Here is a 3,231-nt window from a genome sequence, read left to right as displayed (position 1 = left end):
CCACCGCCGGCCGCACAAGGCCCCTGGCGGCCGACCGCCGGCAGTGGTCTCCTCACTGACAGGAGAAGCAACGCAACCCGATCAGCAGGAGCAGATCAGAGCTTGAAAAGCGCCAGATCCTGTCAAAGGAATGGGGAGAACATCAGTGAAGGGGAATTTCGCGCTCGATTTCAACCCGCGTGCTTCTGGAGGAATCATGATTGTGCTTGGTCTTGAGGCATGCTGGCGGCATCATTGTTCTGTCGGCATCCTCTCTCAAAGCCATGCATCGATCGCTGGTAGAACAGGCGAGCATGATGGCTCCGCATGATCGTGCTGCATGGCCTGAGTGTTGAACGAAAGGTCCGTGCGTTTGCGCAAAGCCGGCGAAGGGACAGGGCCTGATGCAATCACCCGGCGGACGGTCGCCGACCGTGCCTGCTCATCTGGAAAAGCTTGGGAAGCTGTGACAAGCTTCGCGTCAGATGAGGCAGCGTGCCTGACAAGCAGGCCACTGCGTCGGCAAATTTTCATCGCGCTCCTCCTTCACGGAATTGGAGCGGAAGATGCCATCTGAGATCGCGAACAGTCTTGAACTTCACGTCGTCGATCTGGTGAATGCAGAGCGGGAACAGACTGGCCTCAACCCGGTCCGCGTCGAAGTTCATCTGAACGCCGCAGCCCAGGACCATTCCGACTGGATGGCCGAAGAGCAGGCAATTTCGCACGCTGGCGAGAATGGATCGTCTCCGACCGACAGGGTCGAGGATGCGGACTTTCCGCTTGCCGGCGGGTCGTGGAACCTGACGGAGAATGTGGCCTATACGGGACTGAGCGGTCAGGCGACCGAAGCCGACGTCGACCGGCTGCATTCCGCGCTGATGGAAAGCCCCTCCCATCAGGCGAACATCCTCGATCCCGATGTTGCGTATATCGGGATCGGCCTGTCGTTGGGGTCGGTTGAGGGGCAGGGCGGAACTCAGGACGCGTTGTTCATGACCCAGAATTTCGCAAACACGACCCAGCCCGTCCTGGTCCAGGAGACGGTGCACGGACAGACCGTCACGACGCAGTATATCGACGGCGAGCCGGTTCCCGGAACGTCGCAGCCAGCGGCAGACGCGGACGAATTGCCTGCCGTTAGTGATGACCCTTCGGATGACGAAGGCATTGGTGACGAGGCTGACACCGACCAGGAGGATCAGGGCGCCTCGGGAGGGGCATGCTTCGTCGCAACCGCAGCCTATGGAGACCGTATGCATCCGGATGTGGTGACGCTTCGCCGATACCGGGATCGCGTGCTTGTCAAATACCCAACTGGCCGCGCCTTCATCCGCCTTTATTGGCGCGTAGGCCCCGTTCTGGCCAAACGTGTCGTGCCGACCGGCGCTTCGGGCCGTATGGCGCGACTGGCGCTGCGACCGATCGTATCTGGATGCCGGAAGATACTATGCTGTCATATGATGGGGGCGCTGCCGAGGCAGACAGGTTCACTCATGTCGGCATGGCGTGCGAGTGTAGATCGACGGTTGTAAACGTCGCGTGTACCATCTGGTCGTTCGCTTACCATGGGGCATGTTGCCAGTCGTCTCGTGCATAGCATTGAGAGATCGAAGTTTGCAGCATTATGGAGCAGCAAAGAGGTTCGTCGATGCCAGTGCGTCTCATCTCCTACGAACGTTCAGACTTGGCAGGTAACGGAATCTCTCTGTTATGGCGCTTCCGCCTTCGGCTATAGAATGTCTCACTATAACAAAACATGTATTTCCCTACCTCGTTACGGATCCTGAGGTCCTGCGCTTAGTCCGCATGCGCTTATCGTCTGGATTCCCGACCAACAGATGACGGTTGCTGCAAGGGTGATCTGAATAGCCCCATGTTTCCTGGACGCCTTCTTCGCTAACTTTGAGGCAAGGATGCCATGATGGGCACAGTCAATTTCACAGACGAGTTCAAGCGTGACGCGGTCGCACAGATCACGGAGCGGGGCTACCCGATCAAGGAGGTTTCGGAGCGGCTTGGGGTCAGACTGCCTTCGCTCTATGCGTGGAAGCGCAAGGTCGCGAAGGCGGCCACAGGCGAGACCAATAAGGATGTCGAGGTCCGTCGGCTGATGCGCGAGCTGGCGCGCGTGTCGGAAGAGCGGGACATTCCAAAAAAGGGCGAGCCCTGTCCGCCATCGGTCCAAGGACAGTGGCGAGCGCGTATTTCGCCAGGGATGCAAGGCGAGATACGCGTTCGTGGCCGAGCATCGAGGGCAGTTTTCCGTCAGGGCCATGTGCCGGTGCCTGCGCATCCAACCGAGCGGGTTCAATGCATGGCTTCAGGTGCCGCTGAGCAATCGGGCGATGGAAGACAAGCGCCAGACGAAGATGCTGCTCAATGCCTGGACCGACAGCGGCAAGGTCTACGGCTATCGCAAACTGCACGACGATCTTCTGGAGCAGGGAGAAAGTATCTGCGCGAACCGCGCGGCCAGACTGACACAGCTTGCAGGGATCAAGGCGCAGATCGGCTGCAAGCGGCGTCCGGGCAGCTACGGAGGCAAGCCTTCGGTCATGGTCGACAATACCCTCGACAGGCAGTTCGATGTCGAAGCACCGGATCGTGTCTGGGTGACGGACATCACCTACATCCGGACGCAGGAGGGCTTTGCCTATCTCGCGATGGTCATTGACCTCTATTCTCGGCGTGTCATCGGATGGTCGATGCAAAGCCGCCAGACCACGGACGTCGTCTTGCAAGCCCTGCTCATGGCGGTCTGGCGACGCAAACCCAAGGCGAAGGTGCTGATCCACTCCGGTCAGGGCAGCCAATTCACCAGCATGGATTGGGGCGCCTTCCTGTGCGCCCACAATCTTGAGCACTCCATGACCCGCCTAGGAGGCTGCCACGATAACACGGTGGCGGAAAGCTTCTTCAACCTCCTCAAGCGGGAACGGATCAGACAGCGAACCTATCGGACCCGCGAAGAAGCCAGGCAGGACGTGTTCGATTACATCGAGATGTTCTACAACCCGAAGCGCAAGCATGCGAGGAACGGGATGCTGTCACCAGTCGAGTTCGAACGGCGGCAGAAGATGAAATACGAAGGTGTCTAAGAAACTCAGGGCTATTCGTGCATTGGATACAGCCGCCCGCTCAATGCGCTCCGCGGGACAGCGCGACGGCGGGGATGGTCATGAAGATGATGCGCAGGTCCATCCACGGGTTCCACTTCATCACGTAGAAGCGGTCCATCTGCACGCGCTC

At 59.2% G+C, this 3,231-nt stretch carries 2 protein-coding genes; both read left to right on the top strand.

Annotated features, from left to right (window positions below; translation table 11 throughout):
• Window positions 1-545 precede the first annotated feature (545 nt).
• Complete coding sequence (locus LZ686_RS18145; protein WP_349548670.1) at window positions 546-1,514, top strand: CFI-box-CTERM domain-containing protein; 969 nt, start codon at window positions 546-548, stop codon at window positions 1,512-1,514.
• Window positions 1,515-1,903: 389 nt separating this feature from the next.
• Window positions 1,904-3,080, top strand: a protein-coding gene (locus LZ686_RS18140) for an IS3 family transposase (RefSeq protein WP_349548671.1) whose coding sequence is annotated in 2 segments (ribosomal slippage) — window positions 1,904-2,151 and window positions 2,150-3,080 — 1,179 coding nt in all. Because the reading frame shifts where the segments join, the coding sequence is not laid out codon by codon here.
• Window positions 3,081-3,231: the final 151 nt, after the last annotated feature.

It is taken from the genome of Paracoccus sp. NFXS7 (assembly GCF_040148865.1).
Taxonomy (GTDB): domain Bacteria; phylum Pseudomonadota; class Alphaproteobacteria; order Rhodobacterales; family Rhodobacteraceae; genus Paracoccus; species Paracoccus marcusii.
This window is presented reverse-complemented; position numbering and strand designations above follow the sequence as displayed.